23 protein-coding genes are annotated in these 19,794 nt (G+C 37.3%); 17 read left to right on the forward strand and 6 right to left on the reverse strand.

The window, feature by feature from the left end; genetic code table 11:
* The first annotated feature begins 64 nt into the window (after positions 1-64).
* The 7 genes from SJY24_RS06685 (at position 65) to SJY24_RS06715 (ending at position 4,741) form a co-directional block, all read left to right on the forward strand.
* The gene (locus SJY24_RS06685; RefSeq protein ID WP_377864153.1) at positions 65-1,354 is read left to right on the forward strand and encodes a molybdopterin molybdotransferase MoeA; all 1,290 of its coding nucleotides are present in this window, start codon (positions 65-67) and stop codon (positions 1,352-1,354) included.
* On the forward strand, positions 1,318-1,839 hold the full coding sequence (gene mobB / locus SJY24_RS06690) for a molybdopterin-guanine dinucleotide biosynthesis protein B (RefSeq protein WP_002094381.1): 522 nt from the start codon (positions 1,318-1,320) through the stop codon (positions 1,837-1,839). The genes SJY24_RS06685 and mobB overlap by 37 nt, the downstream gene beginning before the upstream one ends.
* Positions 1,836-2,300 carry a molybdopterin synthase catalytic subunit MoaE gene (moaE, locus tag SJY24_RS06695; protein ID WP_377864154.1) on the forward strand — a complete coding sequence of 155 codons (465 nt, stop codon included), beginning with the start codon at positions 1,836-1,838 and terminating at the stop codon, positions 2,298-2,300. The genes mobB and moaE overlap by 4 nt, the downstream gene beginning before the upstream one ends.
* Before the next feature lies 1 nt (position 2,301).
* Positions 2,302-2,535 carry a molybdopterin converting factor subunit 1 gene (moaD, locus tag SJY24_RS06700; RefSeq protein ID WP_000621795.1) on the forward strand — a complete coding sequence of 78 codons (234 nt, stop codon included), beginning with the start codon at positions 2,302-2,304 and terminating at the stop codon, positions 2,533-2,535.
* A gap of 94 nt (positions 2,536-2,629) precedes the next feature.
* Positions 2,630-3,052, forward strand: coding sequence for a DUF3888 domain-containing protein (locus tag SJY24_RS06705; RefSeq protein ID WP_071748379.1), 423 nt, complete (start codon positions 2,630-2,632; stop codon positions 3,050-3,052).
* Between the two features lie 33 nt (positions 3,053-3,085).
* Positions 3,086-3,943, forward strand: a complete 858-nt coding sequence (gene glcU, locus SJY24_RS06710; protein WP_088009680.1) for a glucose uptake protein GlcU — start codon at positions 3,086-3,088, stop codon at positions 3,941-3,943.
* 12 nt (positions 3,944-3,955) lie between these two features.
* A complete protein-coding gene (locus SJY24_RS06715; RefSeq protein ID WP_000286696.1) occupies positions 3,956-4,741 on the forward strand; it encodes a glucose 1-dehydrogenase in 786 nt (261 codons plus the stop codon).
* 75 nt (positions 4,742-4,816) lie between these two features.
* Here SJY24_RS06715 and SJY24_RS06720 read toward each other — a convergent pair whose 3' ends face one another.
* Positions 4,817-5,311 carry a CarD family transcriptional regulator gene (locus SJY24_RS06720; protein WP_002077588.1) on the reverse strand — a complete coding sequence of 165 codons (495 nt, stop codon included), beginning with the start codon at positions 5,309-5,311 and terminating at the stop codon, positions 4,817-4,819.
* A 266-nt stretch (positions 5,312-5,577) separates the two neighbouring features.
* Here SJY24_RS06720 and SJY24_RS06725 point away from each other — a divergent pair, with 266 nt between their 5' ends.
* Together SJY24_RS06725 and SJY24_RS06730 are read left to right on the forward strand one after the other, a co-directional pair.
* Entirely contained in the window at positions 5,578-5,814 is a 237-nt protein-coding gene (locus tag SJY24_RS06725) for a DUF2553 family protein (protein WP_000533805.1), read from the forward strand.
* A gap of 1 nt (position 5,815) precedes the next feature.
* Positions 5,816-5,998, forward strand: coding sequence for a sporulation protein Cse60 (locus tag SJY24_RS06730; RefSeq protein ID WP_000621746.1), 183 nt, complete (start codon positions 5,816-5,818; stop codon positions 5,996-5,998).
* A gap of 33 nt (positions 5,999-6,031) precedes the next feature.
* Here the strand turns inward: SJY24_RS06730 and SJY24_RS06735 are convergent, their stop codons facing one another.
* On the reverse strand, positions 6,032-6,259 hold the full coding sequence (locus tag SJY24_RS06735; protein WP_377864155.1) for a DUF3973 domain-containing protein: 228 nt from the start codon (positions 6,257-6,259) through the stop codon (positions 6,032-6,034).
* Between the two features lie 421 nt (positions 6,260-6,680).
* On the opposite strand from SJY24_RS06735, the gene SJY24_RS06740 reads away from it, so the two are divergent.
* Both SJY24_RS06740 and SJY24_RS06745 read left to right on the forward strand, forming a co-directional pair.
* The gene (locus SJY24_RS06740; RefSeq protein WP_098763446.1) at positions 6,681-7,112 is read left to right on the forward strand and encodes an SRPBCC family protein; all 432 of its coding nucleotides are present in this window, start codon (positions 6,681-6,683) and stop codon (positions 7,110-7,112) included.
* Entirely contained in the window at positions 7,113-7,436 is a 324-nt protein-coding gene (locus SJY24_RS06745) for an ArsR/SmtB family transcription factor (protein ID WP_377864156.1), read from the forward strand.
* A 30-nt stretch (positions 7,437-7,466) separates the two neighbouring features.
* Here the strand turns inward: SJY24_RS06745 and SJY24_RS06750 are convergent, their stop codons facing one another.
* Positions 7,467-8,909, reverse strand: a complete 1,443-nt coding sequence (locus SJY24_RS06750; RefSeq protein ID WP_377864157.1) for an MDR family MFS transporter — start codon at positions 8,907-8,909, stop codon at positions 7,467-7,469.
* Positions 8,910-9,110: 201 nt separating this feature from the next.
* Positions 9,111-10,382 (reverse strand): BaiN/RdsA family NAD(P)/FAD-dependent oxidoreductase, encoded by a 1,272-nt coding sequence (locus tag SJY24_RS06755; protein ID WP_377864158.1) that lies wholly within the window; start codon positions 10,380-10,382, stop codon positions 9,111-9,113.
* Positions 10,383-10,665: 283 nt separating this feature from the next.
* Between SJY24_RS06755 and SJY24_RS06760 the strand changes: the two genes are divergently transcribed.
* Positions 10,666-12,318 (forward strand): putative polysaccharide biosynthesis protein, encoded by a 1,653-nt coding sequence (locus tag SJY24_RS06760; protein WP_377864159.1) that lies wholly within the window; start codon positions 10,666-10,668, stop codon positions 12,316-12,318.
* 42 nt (positions 12,319-12,360) lie between these two features.
* The gene (locus SJY24_RS06765; RefSeq protein WP_377864160.1) at positions 12,361-13,089 is read left to right on the forward strand and encodes a pseudouridine synthase; all 729 of its coding nucleotides are present in this window, start codon (positions 12,361-12,363) and stop codon (positions 13,087-13,089) included.
* 84 nt (positions 13,090-13,173) lie between these two features.
* Here the strand turns inward: SJY24_RS06765 and SJY24_RS06770 are convergent, their stop codons facing one another.
* Positions 13,174-13,395: a DeoR family transcriptional regulator gene (locus tag SJY24_RS06770; protein ID WP_000805512.1), complete on the reverse strand. Its 222-nt coding sequence runs from the start codon at positions 13,393-13,395 to the stop codon at positions 13,174-13,176.
* 357 nt (positions 13,396-13,752) lie between these two features.
* Between SJY24_RS06770 and pepV the strand changes: the two genes are divergently transcribed.
* From pepV to SJY24_RS06790, 4 genes are all read left to right on the forward strand, one after another.
* Positions 13,753-15,159 (forward strand): dipeptidase PepV, encoded by a 1,407-nt coding sequence (gene pepV / locus SJY24_RS06775; protein ID WP_377864161.1) that lies wholly within the window; start codon positions 13,753-13,755, stop codon positions 15,157-15,159.
* Positions 15,160-15,397: 238 nt separating this feature from the next.
* A complete protein-coding gene (gene thpR, locus SJY24_RS06780; protein WP_377864162.1) occupies positions 15,398-15,943 on the forward strand; it encodes an RNA 2',3'-cyclic phosphodiesterase in 546 nt (181 codons plus the stop codon).
* Between the two features lie 286 nt (positions 15,944-16,229).
* Positions 16,230-18,371 (forward strand): type I pullulanase, encoded by a 2,142-nt coding sequence (pulA, locus tag SJY24_RS06785; protein WP_377864163.1) that lies wholly within the window; start codon positions 16,230-16,232, stop codon positions 18,369-18,371.
* A 248-nt stretch (positions 18,372-18,619) separates the two neighbouring features.
* Positions 18,620-19,417, forward strand: coding sequence for a phosphotransferase family protein (locus SJY24_RS06790; protein ID WP_002077574.1), 798 nt, complete (start codon positions 18,620-18,622; stop codon positions 19,415-19,417).
* A gap of 3 nt (positions 19,418-19,420) precedes the next feature.
* Here SJY24_RS06790 and SJY24_RS06795 read toward each other — a convergent pair whose 3' ends face one another.
* Positions 19,421-19,699 carry a YtzH-like family protein gene (locus tag SJY24_RS06795; RefSeq protein WP_001122236.1) on the reverse strand — a complete coding sequence of 93 codons (279 nt, stop codon included), beginning with the start codon at positions 19,697-19,699 and terminating at the stop codon, positions 19,421-19,423.
* Between the last annotated feature and the right edge of the window lie 95 nt (positions 19,700-19,794).

The raw sequence follows: 19,794 nt of genomic DNA on the forward strand, positions 1-19,794 counted from the left end.
ATTGCGATTTAATATATAAAGTGTAATCGAGATTAGATATTTTGCAAATATGAGGTGAGAAACAATGGTAGAAAAACGAATCCCGATTCAAGTTGCTGAGGCAGTAGAGCGGGTTATGAAATACGCTAAGCATGGTGAAGTAGAAGAAGTTTCTATTACAGAAAGTTATGGGAGGATTCTTGGGGAGGATGTTGTCTCAGATCACGATGTTCCTCACTTTAATCGTTCTCCTTACGACGGTTTCGCAATTCGAGCAGAAGATACGAAGGAAGCGAGTCAAGAGCATCCGGTTGAATTTGAAGTAATAGGAGAAATCGGAGCAGGTTCTGTTTTTTTAGAAGAAGTAGGAGCTTTTCAGGCGGTTCGTATTATGACAGGAGCAGCTATCCCAGAAGATTGCAATGCAGTCGTAATGCTAGAGTTGACGGAAGGATTCGAGAAGAACGAAAGTACATATATGAAGTTGAAACGCCCTTTCCAAAATGGTGACAATGTGTCATTTAAAGGAGAAGATATAAAACAAAATCAAGTCCTTGTTAACAAAGGTGTTGTAATCAATCCAGGTGTTGCCGCACTGTTAGCGACGTTTGGATATAGCACTGTGAAAGTTGTAAAACAGCCTGTTGTCGGTATTGTAACGACAGGAAGTGAATTACTAGAAGTGCATGAGCCGCTAGAGCCAGGCAAAATTAGAAATAGTAACTCTTATATGATTGCAGCTCAAATTATGAAAGCTGGCGGGAAAGTGCGTTACTATGGACAACTTGCCGATGAGTTAGATGCATGTTTTACAGCTGTTAAATCAGCGGTGGATGAGGTTGATATTTTAATTACAACGGGTGGTGTGTCGGTAGGAGATTATGACTACTTGCCAGCTATTTATGAAAGATTACAGGCGAATGTACTCTTTAATAAAATAGCGATGAGACCAGGAAGTGTAACGACAGTAGCTGAAGTTGATGGAAAGTTACTTTTCGGTTTATCAGGTAATCCATCAGCTTGTTATGTAGGTTTCGAATTGTTTGTGCATCCGGTTATAAAAACGTATTTGTATGCGAAGGAGCCTCACATATATAGGGCAGACGCTATTTTGCAAAAAGATTTTCCGAAACCAAATCCGTTTACTCGTTTTGTAAGATCAAAAGCGAACATTGTTAATGGGGCACTACAAGTGACCCCGGTCGGTTTAGATAAATCGAGTGCGGTATCTTCACTCGCAGATGCGAATGCTTTTATCGTGTTGCCCGGAGGAACGAGAGGATTTGAAGCAGGGATGAAAGTATCTGTATTATTGTTAGAGCACTCCGAGGGATGTGATTGGCCATGGGCAACGCCCCTTCAATCTTACAAATAGTAGGGTATCAAAATAGCGGGAAAACAACACTTGTAGAGAAAATTGTGCATGCATTAGCCGAAAGCGAGATGAAAGTTGCTACAATTAAGCATCATGGTCATGGTGGTTTTCCTGAAGTAGCACAAAAAGATAGTGAAAGGCACCGGAAAGCTGGTGCTGTCGTAAGTAGTGTGGAAGGCGCTGGATTACTATCTCTGTCTTCATTACGAGATGAATGGTCCTTGCAAGAAATTATCCGCTTGTACGAATTTTTTGAAGTGGATACGATTTTAATAGAGGGCTATAAAGCTGAGAAATATCCAAAAGTAGTGTTACTTCGTTCTGCGGAAGACATTGAACTTTTACATAAGGTAGAAAACGTAGTAGCAATTATTACGTGGGATAATGTCCTGTCAAATTTAAGAGAAGACTATAAAGTATTTCATATAACAGAAGAGAAATTGTATGTAGACTGGTTTTTACAAACGGTTAGGAGTGCAAAATGATAAATACGTATTATGAAGTAATTGATACAGAAATCTCGATTGAAGAGGTGGCAAAGAAAGTAATTCGACGTGAATGCGGTGCTGTTACAACATTTATTGGAACGGTTAGAGAGTTTACGAAAGGGCGTCGTACACTATACTTAGAGTATGTCGCTTATAAGACGATGGCAGAAAAGATGCTACAGAAAATCGGCTCAGAAGTGAAGGAGAAATGGCCTGGTACACACGTTGCAATTACACATCGCATCGGTACATTGCAAATTTCTGATATTGCGGTTGTTGTTGCTGTATCAACGCCGCATCGTAAAGAGGCCTATGAAGCGAATGAATATATTATGGAGCGTATTAAGCAAATTGTTCCGATTTGGAAAAAGGAGTTTTGGGAAGATGGTGACTCATGGATTGGTGACCAATTAGAAAAAACGTCGTATCCAACAGGGGAGCCTGGGAAGGAGCTATAGTATGATTCGAGTATTGTTATTTGCGAACTTGCAAGAAGAAGCAGGAACAAGTGAATTACAAATAGAGAAAGAAAATATTACGGTTGCAGAGTTAAAAGATATTGTCGCGAAGGAATATAATGTACCAGTATCAGCACCAATTATGGTTGCGATTAATGAAGAATATGCAAATGAGGATGATACGATACAATCTGGTGATGTAGTTGCACTTATACCACCAGTGAGCGGTGGTTAATATTGGATTCATTAAAACGACTTTCCTAAATAGGGGAAGTCGTTTTTTTTATGGCAGTTTTGCGAACACTAACTTATAGAACAAGGAGGGAATTATGAAAAAGATATGTGTAATGATTACAATGATATGTTCCATTTTTTTCTCTTCTCCAAGCTATTCTTGGGCGAAAGAATCGAAGGAACAACTTTTAGAGAGTGCACTACTTAATAGATATTACTCAGTTATAAGGCAAGCGACAGAAGATCAGTATGAATGTGACTCCGTTACAAATATAAAACGTCTAGGCAAGAAAGATGAGTTCGTTCCTAGATTTGAAGTGACGCTACAATTTCTTACCTTTCAAGGGGCACATAATCCGCCAAATGACAAAGTTACACTTACTTTGGAAGATAATTTAGATCACATAAAGATCAAGAAAGTGGAGAGAGAAAAAAATGTATCTAGTGCGATCGCAGAAAAGGTTTGCGCACGAGCGAAGGAAAAAATGAAAGCACACTCTAATGGTGTAGAGCGGTAACAGATGACATTTAGTAAAGAAAGGTAATGAGTCATGGATATACTTTTAGCGATTTTACCAGCTATATTTTGGGGAAGTATTGTGCTATTTAACGTGAAACTGGGCGGTGGACCGTATAGTCAAACGCTTGGTACAACGTTTGGTGCACTTATTTTCTCGATTGTTGTTTATATTTTTGTAAAGCCAGTATTAACTCCTACTGTTATTGTAGTTGGAATTGTGTCAGGTTTATTTTGGGCACTTGGTCAGGCGAATCAATTGAAAAGTATTGATTTAATGGGTGTTTCGAGGACGATGCCCATTTCAACAGGGCTGCAATTAGTTGCGACGACTTTATTTGGCGTTATCGTATTTCATGAATGGTCTACGACAATATCAGTCGTCCTTGGAATTTTAGCGCTCGTTTGTATTATTATCGGTGTTATTTTAACATCGCTTCAAAGCGAAGAAGAAAAAAATGCAGAGCAAGCAGCAAATTTTAAAAGGGGTATCATAATTTTATTAATTTCAACAGTCGGTTATTTAGTTTACGTAGTAGTTATTAGGTTATTTAACGTAGATGGTTGGTCGGCTTTATTACCACAAGCAGTTGGTATGGTGTTAGGAGGGATTTTACTTACGTTTAAACATCATCCATTTAATAAGTATGCGATACGAAATATTATTCCAGGATTAATTTGGGCAGCAGGAAATATGTTTTTATTCATTTCGCAGCCGCGTGTCGGAGTCGCAACAAGTTTTTCACTATCACAAATGGGAATTGTTATTTCGACGCTTGGCGGGATTCTTATATTAGGTGAAAGAAAAACGAAACGCCAATTAACGGGGATTGTTGTTGGTATCGTTTTTATTATCGCAGCTGGAATTATGTTAGGAATTGCAAAAGGTTAAGGAGGTATTGAAATGTATAGTGATTTAGAAGGAAAAGTTGTCGTTATTACAGGATCAGCGACTGGTCTCGGAAGAGCGATGGGAGTAAGGTTTGCTAAGGAGAAGGCGAAAGTCGTTATTAACTATCGCTCACGAGAGTCGGAAGCGAATGATGTGTTAGAAGAAATTAAAAAGGTAGGCGGAGAAGCGATTGCTGTAAAAGGTGATGTGACCGCAGAGGGAGATGTTGTGAATCTCATTCAATCTGCTGTGAAAGAGTTTGGTACGCTCGACGTTATGATTAATAATGCAGGAATAGAAAACGCGGTACCGTCGCATGAAATGCCATTAGAGGATTGGAATAAAGTAATCAATACGAATTTAACAGGCGCTTTTTTAGGAAGCCGTGAAGCGATTAAATATTTTGTGGAACACAATATTAAAGGATCTGTAATTAATATGTCTAGTGTTCATGAGAAAATTCCGTGGCCACTATTCGTGCACTATGCCGCAAGTAAAGGCGGTATTAAACTTATGACAGAAACGTTAGCGTTAGAATATGCACCAAAAGGTATTCGAGTAAATAATATTGGACCAGGTGCAATTAATACGCCAATCAATGCTGAAAAGTTCGCTGATCCTAAAAAGCGTGCTGACGTAGAAAGTATGATACCGATGGGCTACATTGGAAAACCTGAAGAAATCGCAGCAGTAGCAACTTGGCTCGCTTCAGCAGAGGCGAGTTATGTAACTGGAATTACGTTATTTGCAGATGGTGGAATGACTTTATACCCATCGTTCCAAGCTGGGCGTGGATAATATGAAAAGGCCAAAGAGATTTATCTCTTTGGCCTTTTTTAAGCAAAAAAAAATAGCGGTCAGCTATTTTTAAAATTAATGATTGATTGTATCTTGAAGAAATTCTGTTGCTTGATGTTCTGAAACATTCTGTACGAGCGCAACTTCGCTAATAACCATTTTGCGCGCATTATCTAGCATTTGTTTTTCGCTCGCATTTAATGCTCTTTCTTTATTGCGACGAAGTAAATCACGAACAACTTCTGCACTATCTTGAAGATTGCCGTTCTTCATTTTTTCCATATTCATTGTATATCTTTGTTTCCAGGAAAGAGAGGGGTCTGATTCCCCATGATGAAATTCAAGAAGTATACCATCTAACGTACCTTTATCAACGATATAACGTATACCTGATTTTTGTAATTGATCCATCGGAAGCATTACTTGCATATCTTTATTAATGATGCGTATAACACAATATTGACGTGTAGTACCTAATATTTCTTTCTCTTCAATTGCTTCGATGATTCCTGCACCGTGCATTGGATAAACGATTTTATCACCAATTTGAAACAAATCATCCACCTCCATATGTGGTAACCATCTTTAATGATAGCACATTTAGATAAAAATGTCAAATTTTATATAATATCATATCTGATATACTGTAGTCAATATATAAAAGTCGTTTTTTTTAGATGTTTTTTTGCCCTTATATGTGAAAAGAAAAGAGGAGATTTTTTTAGAAAAATAGTACAGGCGAAGAAAAAGGGCATATCCACTTATTTTTAAGCATAAAATGTAAAATCGCTAATACAATATACCTAAATCCGTTCTTTGCAAAGGAGGGAGAGAAGGTGGGGCGCACAATAAAAATTGATATTACAAATAAAGTTGTAGCTAAATTTAGACCAAATTATTTGGAATTATATACGAGTAAATTTATGATAGGTAAGTTTTATGTCTATACTGAAGGTAAACAATATGTGTTAGAAGACGGATATATATACGAAGAAGGAAAGTTTTATCGCATCATAGATACGCACCGTGGCAATAATCAAGCGGCGGAGGGCTGCGATCTAGGATGGTGTTAACATGATTCGTGTGAAAGTATTTGATGAAAGTCATGAAAAAGACTTAGAAGATGCAGTAAATGTATTTTTGAAAAAAATTGATGATGGAAATTTTGTAGATATAAAGTATCAAGTTGGTGTTTCGATTAATGATGATGAAAATCAAATTTATTGTTTTTCAGCGATGATTGTTTATAAAGCATAAAAAAGAGCTGGGGAGCCAGCTCTTTTTTATGCTTTATGTTGGGACAACATGTGTCGGTAAAATATTCATAATAGATTGTGTTGCGCCTGTTTTCTTTGCTGTTAAAAGAATTTCTCCTGTTTCATGCTCCTGAGCATCAGTGCACATACCGAGGTGATAACGATCACCTAAAAATGGATCAATATAAAAACCGTTTTTGAATACTTTATCATTCGAATGTTTTTCATGGTGAATTTCAGAACAATTAATGCAATAGAACATAGCTTACATCCCCTTTTTATTTTTGTTAAAAAAAGTGAGTCGGTAGTCATTTCGCTCCTAAGGAAATGTTGAGGAGAAGAGAAATAACTACCTACTCAAATGGTGGGCATATTCCTTCTGATTTTTTATATCTCACGTATTGTCCCTGAGGGAAGGAGGAGAGACACAGTACGTATGATATAAGTAAGGCGCTTCTTTCAATATGAATGATGGAGTTTCATGTTGAGAGAAGTTTTTATTTTTTATTGCCTTTGTGAGTATATTATGAGGGAATGCTGAGAGGGTGTTTGTCCTGTTGAAAAAATGTTGAGAATTTCTCAACAGTGAACATAGTCTTCCTTGACATGTAACCAAATGGTGTTATATCATCAAAAATGAAACTAAAAGGTGTTATTTTTGCACCGAATAAAGGAGAATTAAAATGGAACAACAAAATACATTAAATGATATTAAACAAACAATCGTTTTTAACGCGTCTATTCAAAAAGTATGGAATGTAGTATCAACTGCAGAAGGAATTGCGTCATGGTTTATGCCAAATGATTTTGAATTAGAGGTAGGACATGAGTTTCATGTGCAATCGCCATTTGGGCCATCACCATGTAAAGTGTTAGAAATTGATGAGCCAAACCATTTATCATTCTCATGGGACACAGATGGATGGATTGTTTCATTTAATTTGAAAGACCTAGGAGATAATAAAACAGAATTTACGTTAATTCACGGCGGCTGGAAACATCCTGATGAAATTCTTCCGAAAGCGAATGCGAAGAGCTCTATTATTCGCGATAGAATGAATGGCGGATGGGTAGCGATTGTAAATGAAAAACTGAAAAAGGTTGTTGAAGGTTAAATGTCTTCGTCAGCAGCGAAATATGATGTATTTCAAGCTATTGCTGATCCAACCCGCCGAGAAGTAATACGGTTATTAAGTGATAAAGAGTTACCGATTTCCAAAATAACGGATCATTTTCCGATGAGCCGTACTGCAGTTGTAAAGCACCTTCATATTCTTTCAGAAGCGAATTTAGTGAGTGGAAGAAAGAGTGGAAGAGAGAAGATATATCGTTTGCACCCAGAACCATTAGAAGAATTACAGCAGTGGCTCTCGTACTATGAACGTTTTTGGGATAATAAATTGTCCATGCTTAAACATATTGTGGAGCATGAAGAGTAAAAGAGGATGACCATTTCGGTCATCCTCCTTTTACTGTTCACTTGTTTGTTTAGCTGGCTTTAATAGGATCCAAGCGATAATTAATGTGAGTACCGCTAATACGAAAGTGCTCATATAAATGACGTGTACACTTGATGCCAGTGCCTCTTGAGACTCGGTTGCTACGTTTGCTGTAGCTCCGCCGTGTCCGCCAGAAGAAACAAGATCAAGATTTTTAATACCACGTGCGTGAATCATCGTATTGAAGATTGTTCCGAAGATTGCAGCGCCTAGTGTTTGACTAAATGTATTAATAAATGTGTTTAAACCAACTGCCGTTCCGCGCGTATGTGCCGGTACAGCTGCTTGAATTGTGACCATGTAAATTGGTGTAACAAGCCCCATTCCTAAGCCGAATAATCCGACTGCAACATAAATAAGGAATGATGGTGAATCTGTTGATAATGTAAATAATAAGAAAGTAGCAACTGATAAAATGCTAGCTCCAAGTAAAATGATTTGTTTCGTTTGTAACTTGCCAACTAAGTTACCGGAGAACATAGCGCCAAATGTCCACATAACAGGAATCGGCATTAAAATGAGTCCAGCTTCTGTCGCATTTTTTCCTAAAACACCTTGGCTCCAAATTGGAAGATACACTGTAATGCTAATAATCATTGCGCCAGCAATAAGTGTTAGTATGTTTATAGTAGATAGTGTACGGTTAGAGAAAAGTGCTAACGGAATTAATGGTTCCGGAGATTTTTTCTCGATGTATAAGAAAATAATGAATGAAACAGCGGCAAAGATTAATAGGCCGATAATTGAAATGTCTCCCCAGTTTTGCTTACTGCTACCCGTTAATAATGCGTATAGCAGAGCGATTGTACTTAATGAGAAGACTGTTGCACCAAGGTAGTCGATATGTTGCTTGGCGGTAGACTTAACAGATTCCTTATAAGAAATGGCAAACATTAAGCAGGCGATAATTCCAAAAGGAACGTTTAAGAAGAAAATATAGCGCCAAGAAAGAGAATCAACTAAAAATCCACCTACTAACGGCCCAATAACACCAGATACACCCCAAACGGCACTCATCCAGCCCTGTGCTTTCGCGCGGTCTCTCGCTTCGCTATATAAGTCCCCAATAATCGTCATTGTGATTGGCATAACAGCACCAGCCCCTATACCTTGAAGAGCGCGGAAGAATATTAATTGTTCCATTGATGTAACGACTCCGCAAAGTGCAGAACCGATTAAGAAGATTGTTGCTCCGATGAGCAGAACTTTTTTACGACCGAATAAATCAGCTAGTTTTCCGTATATTGGAGTCGAAACAGCTGTTGCAAGCATATAGATTGCATATACCCAACTAACAAGTTCGACGCCTGACAAATCACTCGTTATACGAGGGATCGCTGTACTAACGATCGTTCCTTCTACCGCAGAAAGAAACGTCATTAGCATTAAAGACATCATGACTTTTTTTCTCATATTTTTTCCCCTTACCCTTTTTTAAATATTCAACAATATAAAATATAAAGGTACTAAGCTATATAAAGCAACAAAAAAGAACGAGAGGTAGGAGGAGGGCATATGTGGTGTTCCTTGTTGGTAAGTCGATATCTCTTGTCACATCGCCGATATAATTTCATGTACATATAAAAAAAGAAACAGGAACCCCTGTTTCTTTTTTTAATACTGCATTTTTGCGTTTTCTCCAGCTGTTGTTCCGGCAATTCTACCAGTAACGAGAGCAGATGTAATGTTATAGCCACCAGTATAACCGTGAATATCAAGAACTTCTCCGCAGAAATATAAGCCATTCGTGAATTTAGAAGACATTTCTTTCGGATTAATTTCTTTAACGGATACACCGCCGCCAGTAACGAATGCTTTTTCAATTGACTGCGTACCATTTACATTCACAGTAAATTCTTTAAAGTCTTTCACAAGTGCACGAATCTTCTCGTGAGAAACTTGTCCAGCTTGTTCGCTACCGTCAATTTCATTTTTTTCTAATAAGAATAAGAAGTAACGTTCAGGCACATAACCTTTTAACACGTTTTTAATTCCTTTTTTCGGATCTTCTTTCATTTGTTTCAGCATGCGTTGGAATAGTTGCTCACTATTTTCTTCTGGCAATGCATCGATACTCATGTGCACTGTGTGCGTTTTAAACTTTTTCATAGCTTTCACAACGAATTGGCTACAGCGAAGAGCAGCAGGACCAGATAGGCCGAAGTGAGTGAAAAGCATGTCCATTTTATGAGAAATGATAACTTTTCCTTTCGGGTTTAATACACTTAAGTTTACATCTCGTAAAGCAAGACCTTGTAATGTGCGGTCACGAATAAACGGTTCATTTGAAAGGATTGGTACTTCTGTTGGGAAAAGTTCTGTAATTGTATGCCCAGCTTTTTCAGCCCAAGCATATCCATCTCCAGTAGAACCAGTTTGAGGAACAGATTTTCCGCCAACAGCGATAACGACGTGATTCGTTTCTAACACTTCGCCTGTTTGCAGTACGACTGCTTTCGTTTGACCATTTTCATATTCAATCGTTTCAACAGGCGTATTCGTACGTATTTTCACACCTAAGTCTTTTAATCGTGTTAACAGTGCATCTACAACAGATTGCGCTTTATTTGATACTGGGAACATGCGGCCATGATCCTCTTCTTTCAGTTTTACACCGAGATTTTCGAAGAATGTAATAATATCTTCATTATTAAAAATAGAAAAAGCACTGTATAAGAAGCGACCATTTCCAGGTATATGTTTAACGATTTCATCAAGTGGTAGACGGTTCGTTACGTTACAACGACCACCACCAGAAATTGCAAGTTTACGTCCTAGTTTATTTCCTTTATCAAGAAGTAAGACGCTTGCGCCTTCTTCAGCAGCACCGATTGCAGCCATTAGCCCTGAAGGACCGCCGCCGATGACAATAACATCATAATGCATAATATATCGACCTCATTTTCTACATTTCCTGCCTAAAAGAATAGCATGTTTTCCTTTAAAAGAAAAATAGAGTGAAGTACTGCTTAAGGAGAGAATTGTGGTACAATACAAAAGTTAGAGTTCAGCACTATCCCGCTATTTATGGGCAATAAGACTACCATCTTAAGATTTATGAGAAGTAAAGAGGGAGTTGAAACGGTCCATAAATGCTCGAATGATTAGTAGGAGGGGAGTCTCCCGCTAATTAAAGTTTCACTTTATGTAGATGTAGGAGGATTTTCGTATGTCCGATTCAAAATTTCTGCGCGGAACGCTTATTGTGACGTTAGGGACATTTTTAGTAAAGTTCTTAGGCATGATTTACGTCTTTCCGTTTCATGCATTAGTAGGCACAGAAGGCGGAACGCTCTATACATATGGATACATTCCATATACGATATTTTTAAGTATTGCAACGGCAGGGGTGCCGCTTGCTGTTTCGAAGTTTGTTTCCAAATATAATGCACTTGGCGATTATAAAACGAGCCGGAGAATGTTCCGCTCAGGAATGGTTATGATGATAGTAACCGGAGTTCTTTCGTTCCTAGTTCTATACATGACCGCACCATTATTTGCAGAAGCAATGCTTGGTAAACAAAGTTTACAAAATAAGATAGAAGAAGTTACGACGATTATTCGTCTCGTAAGTTTTGCGCTTATTGTTGTACCGGCAGCAAGTTTGATCCGTGGTTATTTCCAAGGTCACCAATCGATGGGACCGACTACGGTGTCACAAATTATTGAGCAAATTATTCGTATCGTCTTTTTATTAGCGGGTAGTTTCATCGTTATTAAAGTACTTGGCGGTACAGTAGCAACGGCAGTTGGGGTTGCGACATTTGCTGCATTCGTTTCAGCAGTTGGAGCACTTGGCGTATTAATTTGGTACTGGTTAAAACGTAAAAAATATTTGGATCAATATTTAATTGAGCAAACTGTACCAGAATCGACGGTAAGTACTGCTCAATTGTTTAAAGAGTTGTTTGCGTATGCAATTCCTTACGTTGTAATTGGGTTAACAATTCCTTTATATCAACAAATTGATACATTGACATTTAACTCTATTATGCAGGCGATTGGTCAAGGGGATATCGCAGAGCGAGCACTTGGTATTTTCACGATGTGGACGCATAAATTAATTATGATTCCAGTATCACTTGCAACAGCGTTTAGTTTAACGCTTGTGCCAGCGATTACAAAGTCGTTTACTGAAAAGCAATACCGTTATTTGAAATTACAAATTACACAAACATTCCAGGCGAATATGTTTTTAACATTGCCAGCAGTTATCGGTATTTCTACACTTGCGTATCCAATTTACACTGCTTTCTACGATTCAGATCCACTAGGTGGACAAGTATTAATGTGGTATGCGCCAGTTGCGTTGTTATTCGCTTTATTCACAGTAACAGCAGCAATTCTGCAAGGGATTAACCAGCAGAAACATGCGATTGTTGCGCTTGTGATGGGTGTTATTTTGAAATTTGTATGTAACGTAATCTTTATTCGCTATTTCGGTACAGTTGGGGCGATTTTGGCTACTGCAGTCGGCTTCTTAGCTTCTGTATGGTATACGAATAGACAAATCAAAAAACATGCAAACTATTCATTTGGTGTTGTATATAAGAGAACATTCCAAATTGCAGTATTAACACTTGTAATGGTTATTGCTGTAAAACTATCACAATGGCTTCTATCCTTCATAATTTCGCCTGATGGCCGTATTGGTGCTCTTATTACAGTTGCGATTTGTGCAGGTATTGGTGGACTTGTTTACGGATTGTTAGCGATTCGCACAGGAGTACTAGAAAGAGTATTTGGCGGAGAAGCTTTAGAGAAAATCCAGCGTAAACTTGGTAGTAGATTCAAAATAAAGTTGAAATCAAAAGGGGCGTAAATACGTCCCCTTTTCTTATGATAAATAAAGAAGGTGAAGAACATGAGATTAGATAAATTATTAGCGAACATGGGACACGGAAGTAGAAAAGAAGTAAAGAAATTATTGAAAGACGGCGTTGTGAAAATTGATGGGACGCCAGTGAAAGATCCGAAGTTTCATGTGAATGTAGAAGAACAAGAGGTTATGATTCACGGTGAAGTTGTGGAATATAAAGAATTTGTTTATTTAATGCTGCATAAACCACAAGGTGTTATTTCAGCGACAGAAGATGATAACCACGAAACAGTAATAGATTTATTAGAATTAGAAGATGCGATTTTTGATCCATTTCCTGTTGGAAGACTCGATATTGATACAGAAGGTTTCTTATTGATTACAAATGACGGGAAGTTAACGCATCAACTATTATCTCCGAAAAAGCATGTGCCGAAAAAATACTATGCACACGTTTCAGGAGTTGTAACGGAAGAGGATGTAAAAGAATTCGCTAAAGGTGTTATTTTAGAAGATGGCTATGAAACGAAGCCAGGCGAACTTACAATTTTAAAAAGTGATGATATTTCTGAAATTGAGCTCGTGATTACAGAAGGAAAATTCCATCAAGTGAAGCGTATGTTTGAAGCGGTAGGGAAAAAAGTAGTGTACTTAAAGAGAACAGAGATGGGACCTTTAGTGCTAGATGAAGAGTTAGAACTTGGGCAATATCGTGAATTAACAGATGAAGAAGTAGAAATGTTAAAAACATATCAAGTAGATAACGAAAAGTAACGCCTAATTTCAAAGCATAGAAAAGACCCCTTTCTAATGAGTTAGAAAGGGGTATGTATTTATTTACATACAATTATTTTTTTGTTATGAGGTCATTCTCACTTTCTTTCCTGTCGTTGTCCACTTGCCGCGGCAAGGGCTATACACGAGTTCATTAAACTGCAACACATTTAGATCACGTTGTATCGTTCGCGGTGTGATCCCGAACTCATCTACAAGGTCTTTCGTTGTTACCGTACCGTTTTCATTGATGTACATATAAATCGATTTAATGCGTGTTAGCATACGAGTAGTTGTAGGTTTCAAGAGAAAACCACTCCTCTACTAGTTTTTTTGACCCCATTCAGGAAAGAAGGTCGTTACTACCATTGTACTCTACATGATAAAATTCATGCTTTAATCTACTTAAATTTTACAAAAGTTTAACAAATATTCATATAGAAAAATATTGGTAGTTGACATTGTATATTTGGTCAGTCAACTAACTCATAAATTTCTACGTAAAACGCCAAATTCCTGCAAATTTTTTTGAGAAAATAAAAGAAAAACTAATGAGAAATATCTGAAATATTACAATTGTTCGTTATTGGATTTTCATGTATGGCATAAGAGATTTCGGTTTGCTATGATGAAAGAGACAATATAGTGAAGGATGGATGCGTGATGTCAACGATTAATTGGACAGAAGAAGTTGCAAAACGAAAAGATGATTTAATTCGTGATACACAACAATTTTTACAAATTAAAAGTGTATGGGAAGAAGAATCCGCGAAAGAGGGTGCACCATTTGGTGACGGTGTAGAAAAAGCTTTATCTTTCATGTTACATAAAGGAGACACAGATGGTTTCGCTTCTAAAAATTTAGAAGGGTATGCAGGTCATCTTGAAATGGGACAAGGAGAAGAATTAGTAGGTATCCTTTGTCATGTTGATGTTGTACCAGAAGGAGATGGCTGGACAACTCCTGCGTATAGTGCGGATATTCGCGACGGGAAGATTTTTGCACGCGGTGCGATTGATGATAAAGGGCCGACAATGTCAGCTTATTATGCAATGAAAATTGTAAAAGAATTAGGCTTACCTCTTTCTAAACGTGTTCGTATGATTTTAGGAACAGATGAGGAAAGTAATTGGAAGTGTGTAGATCATTACTTTAAAAATGAAGAAATGCCAACAATCGGTTTTGCACCAGATGCAGATTTTCCAATTATTAATGCGGAAAAAGGAATTTCTGACATACAAGTTGTTCAAAATGGTAGCGAAGAGAAAGAAGGCACATTTAAGCTGATTTCATTTGAGTCAGGTCGTCGTTTGAATATGGTTCCTGATTATGCAGAAGCGATTATTACAGGAGAAGATGTAAATGTACTTACAGTAGCATATGAAGAGTATTTACAAACTGCTAAAAAAATGGGTAAAGCAATTGTAGAAGGCAATACGGTGACGTTACAAATCAAAGGGATTTCAGCTCACGGATCTACTCCGGAAAAGGGAGAAAATGCAGGTTTATTATTGGCAAACTGCTTAACGAAAGTTTCTCTTGATGGAAAAGGGGCTTCGTTTGCATCATTTGTAACAGAAACATTTACAGGAGATATTTTGGGCGAGAAAGCTGGTATTTCTTATAAAGACGATATTAGCGGTCCGTTAACAGTGAATGTTGGTCGCCTTTCTTATACGCAAGAGAATGGTGGTAATTTAGGATTAAATGTACGTTATCCAGTTACGACTAACTTTGAAGAAATGATTGCGAAGTTAAAAGAATATGTCGGTACTCATGGATTTGAAGTGGCGGATTATTCGAACTCTCGCCCGCATCACGTTGATAAAGACCACGTATTAATTCGCACGTTGCAACGCGTATATGAAGAACAAACAGGTGAAAAAGCAGAACTATTAGCAATCGGTGGTGGTACGTATGCTCGTTCATTGAAAGCTGGCGTTGCATTTGGCCCGCTATTCCCTGGAAAAGAAGAACTTGCGCATCAAAAAGATGAGTACATTGAAGTTGAAGATTTATTAAAAGCAACAGCGATTTATGCTCAGGCGATTTATGAATTAGCAAAGTAATGGATATGTAAATAATGAGAGGCCGTCCCAAAAGATTTTTTGGGACGGTTTTCTGTTAGGGATAGGTTGCTTCTCTTGTCGTATTTTGTTGTTAAGTCGATATATTTGATTTTGCGTCGATATAATTTCAATTACTATTGCAATCTTAACTTGGTTAGACTTTTTAGGAAGGTTCGATTCTTTTTAACTGAATGAGATAAGAAAGAAAAGCAACAATAACATAAAGGAGACGATGTAGATGGTGCCGCATTATTTTGTTGCAGTAACTTTACCACGTCATATAAAAGAAACTCTTTCTAATTACAAAGTGGAAATGAAGGATGAATTACCATTTCGCTCGTGGGTACATGAAGAAGACTATCATATTACCCTTTCATTTTTAGGAAGTGCGACAGAGGAACAATTAGAAGGAATAAAGAATGGATTACAAACACTTACAGAAATCAAAGAACTAACTTTCACGTTACAAGGATTTTCAACGTTTGGCCTGGAAGACGAGCCGCGTATTTTTTGGGCGAAGGTAAGTGAGAATAATGATTTGGTTCAGTTGCAAAAACAAGTGCATACAATTTGTGAAGAAAATGGCTTCTCTCTAGAGACGCGCCCTTATCATCCACATATTACTGTTGCGCGTAAATGGGTAGGAGAAAAAGTATTTGATCTGACAAATGTAAAAGACTTACCTGTAACGTCATTTCAAGCAGATACGATTACTTTGTATGAATCTCACGTGAAGGAAACGCCAAAGTATAGACCAGTTGCTGAAATAAAATTACAAAAATAGAATGTATGAAAACGTTTTTTATACAGGTGAATATACTATAGAGAATAATGTGTTACTGTATAGAGTCTTGCTGATAAGAAAAACCTTATCATTTGCAGCTCGTTTCATCCCTCTATTAACGGGCAGTAAGACTCCCACTTCAAAATTAAGATGAAGCAAAGAAGTTAGGTGGGAGATCTACTGCCCATAAAGGCCCGATTGGTTCAACTAATAATCAGTGGAATAAAGCCTTCCCGCTGATTAAAGTTTCACTTTATTTTAATTTTGAGAATGATGGTGATTTTTTATGTTGAAAGTAAAACGTCCATTTGATGCCTATTTAGATGAAATGAATAAAATTACAATTTTGCTCCCACATGCGTATGGAACAAGCCGGACATTTCGTTTACAAGAAGGAAGCAATTTGAAAGAATTGCCGATTGCTCATACTATTGCTCTTCCGGATGCAACGAAGTATGAGTGCTTTATAGAAGAGCCGCTAGATGTGGGGAAATATTATACAGTACGAGATGAACGGAACGAAGAAACAGATTTACAAATAGGCGCTGTGATTCGGACAGCAATTTTCGATGAAAAGTATTATTACGAAGGTACAGATTTAGGTGCTGTGTATCAAAAAGAAGTGACGATATTTAAAGTATGGGCTCCAACTGCAAGGCTTGCGAAAGTAAGAATTTATAAAAGTGATAAAGAATATATCGATTATGAAATGTACAGAGGAGAAAACGGAGTTTGGACTCATACATTACAAGGCGATTTAGCCGGAGTAAAATATACATTTCTCGTATGTATTAATTTAATATGGAATGAAGCAGTGGATCCTTACGCAAAATCAGTGACTGTAAATGGGAAATACGGCATTGTTATCGATTTGGAAAAGACGAATGTAACAAAACAAGAGGAATTACCAGCATTACAGTCAATGACAGATGCGATATTGTATGAACTGCATATTCGTGATGCTACTATTCATCCAAACAGTGGAGTGAATAATAAGGGGACATATAAAGGATTGATAGAAGAGGGGACAACGGGACGAAATGGGACGTTAACGGGATTGTCTCATATAAAAGATTTAGGTGTTACACATGTTGAACTATTACCTTTATATTGTTTCGGTGGTGTAGATGAGGCGAATCCTGCTTCCGCATATAATTGGGGTTATAATCCATTATATTACAATGCACCAACAGGATTTTATGCTACAACCCCCTCTGATCCGTACAACAGGATAGTAGAGTGTAAACAACTGATTGAAACATTCCATGCATGCGGCATCAGGGTAATTATCGATGTTGTATATAATCATGTTTATGAAAGAGAGTTATCATCATTTGAGAAGCTTGTCCCAGGATATTATTTTCGTCATGGTGAAGATGGTATGCCTTCTAATGGAACGGGAGTTGGAAATGATATAGCATCTGAACGGAAAATGATGAGGAAATTTATTGTAGAATCTGTTTTATATTGGCTTATTGAATACAATGTTGATGGATTCCGATTTGATTTAATGGGGATTTTAGACGTTGAAACGATGAATGTGTTAGAAAAAGAAGTGCGAAAAATAAAGCATGATGCGCTGTTATTAGGTGAAGGATGGGATTTACAAACACCACTTCCTCTTGGCGAGAAAGCTACGTTAAATAACGCGAATAAAATGCCATGTATCGCACAGTTTAATGATCAATTTCGTGATGGAATAAAAGGAAGTACGTTTAATATAAATAAACGTGGCTTTGCATTTGGTGGGCATGTAGACTGTAATCATTTGCAGTATATAGTAGCTGGCAGTCTTTTAAGTATGAAAGAAACAGGATTATTCTTAGAACCAATGCAAAGTATCAACTATGTAGAATGTCATGACAATATGACGATGTGGGATAAACTAGTGCAAAGTAATCCGGAATCAGAAGAAATTTTGAAAAGACGTCATCGATTAGCAACTGCAATAGTTATTCTTTCGCAGGGGATTCCTTTCTTACATGCAGGGCAAGAGTTTTATCGTACGAAGCTAGGAAACGAAAATAGTTATAATGCAAATGATGAAATCAATCGATTAGATTGGGATCAAAAAGAAACAGAGATGGAGACAGTTAATTATATAAAAGGTTTAATCGCGATTCGGAAGGAGCATGGGGCATTCCGATTAAAAAGCGCTGATCTTATAAAAAAGCATATGACTTTTTTGCAAACATCAAAAGAAGCACTTGCATACCATTTGCAAAATGTAGAATCTTTCGGACCGTGGAAAGAGATTGTTGTATTATTCAATAGCGGTTTGCAAAATGAAATAGTCGAGCTTCCGAAAGAAGAAACGTGGCATGTGATAGTAAACGAAAAGCAAGCAAAAATACAGCCAATTTCTTCATTTAGAGGAAAGGAACTTCAAATGGCTCCAACTAGCACGTATATATTGACGATAATGTGACAAATCGCTACTTGACGATGAGAATGTAATAAATGTAGAATTGACAAAGGTGACGATTTTGATAAGTTGTCATTCTATGAGTGATTTTGTAAAATAAACTAGAAGAGCAGGGGATTTATCCTGTTTTTGGCTTATGCCAAGTTTTCTTTTCATTTAACTACAGTAAAATATATGAATCCACAACATGTGTAGAAATGTTGCGGTTTTTCTTTTCATAACTATAAAAGATAAGGATTTGTTAACGGGTAATGAATATGGAATGGTTGGAACAATTATTAGGAAAAGAGTGGAGTCTTATACCGGCTGGTGGAGTAACGGGCGATGCATATATTGCGCAAAACGGACAACAAAAGTTATTTTTAAAGCGGAATACATCGCCCTTTTTAGCGGTATTGTCAGCAGAAGGAATTGTTCCAAAATTACTTTGGACAAGAAGGGTAACGAACGGTGATGTAATTTCTGCGCAAAAATGGCTTCCGGGACAGAAGTTAGAGCCAGAGGATATGAAACTAGAACGTGTTGCGAAACTTTTGAAGAAAATACACTCCTCTAAAGCGCTTGTGCAGATGATTCAAAGGCTAGGAAAGCAGCCGCTTCATGCGCAAGAGTTATTACAACAATTACAACTTGTTTTAAGAGGAGATATAAGAGTTGATGAAACAATTCAGCAAGGTCTTCAATATTTAACAGAGTCATTAAAAGATATTGAGTACGATGAATTCGTTGTATGCCATTGTGATGTAAACCATAACAATTGGATATTGTCGGATGAAGATGAATTGTTTTTGATTGATTGGGATGGAGCTGTGATTGCTGACCCAGCTTTAGACCTTGGTATGTTATTATATTGGTATGTTCCGCGTCATGAATGGAGTGAGTGGCTCGGATATTATGATGTTGAACTAGATGAATCATTGCTTAGGCGTATGAGATGGTATGTTATAGCACAAACGATTTTATCTATTCAATGGCACACAACAAAAAAGCAGCAAGCAGAAGCTAAATATTGGCATCAATATTTACAGCAACTACTTGCTTCAGAATAATACTTAAGAAAAATTGTCCATTCCAGCAATCCACTGAGTAAGTTGTTCTTGATTATTGGAAATATGGTTGTCCAAATTAGAGGAAGATTTACCCGATTGACTATAAGAATATACATCGTTTAGCATTGCTTTAGCGTCACTACTTATACTATCGTTTGCGAGTAACGATTGAATGAGGCGCTCTAATTGCTCGCATTCAGAAACTGTCCCGCAGCAATCACTTTGATGGTTGACTAAAATATCTTTTAACACTTCTAATTGATGCTGTTGATTAATTGGCATGAACGGATCATCCTTTCGAGTGTTTTTCTCTCACTGGAAATGTAAGAGAAAAAGCTGTTTCGTCATGGAATGTTTAATGCTTTATGTAGTTTTTA

Origin of the sequence: Bacillus sp. R86525, assembly GCF_042466195.1 — a bacterium.
Classification (GTDB): domain Bacteria; phylum Bacillota; class Bacilli; order Bacillales; family Bacillaceae_G; genus Bacillus_A; species Bacillus_A nitratireducens.